Here is a 233-nt window from a genome sequence, read left to right as displayed (position 1 = left end):
CCCCCCCCCCCGCCGACACCCACCGCCCCCACAACACCGCCTTTTTTAAGATCGGCCGCCACAACAACGGCGGCGACAACACCGGCGGCGAGAACAACGGCGGCGACAACAACGGCGGCGATAACAGCGGCGGCGACAACAACGGCGGCGACAACAACGGCGGCCATAACGGCGGCGGCGACAACGGCGGCGGCGACAACGGCGGCGGCAATAACGGCGGCGGCAACACCGGC

General features: G+C 70.4%; 1 protein-coding gene. It reads left to right on the top strand.

Going from position 1 to position 233, the window contains the following annotated elements; genetic code table 11:
* Positions 1-233, top strand: a 233-nt coding sequence (locus tag AB2B41_RS24210) for a hypothetical protein (protein WP_367880287.1), incomplete at both ends; no start/stop codon positions are given.

It is taken from the genome of Sulfitobacter sediminis, assembly GCF_040811725.1.
Classification (GTDB): domain Bacteria; phylum Pseudomonadota; class Alphaproteobacteria; order Rhodobacterales; family Rhodobacteraceae; genus Sulfitobacter; species Sulfitobacter sediminis.
This window is presented reverse-complemented; position numbering and strand designations above follow the sequence as displayed.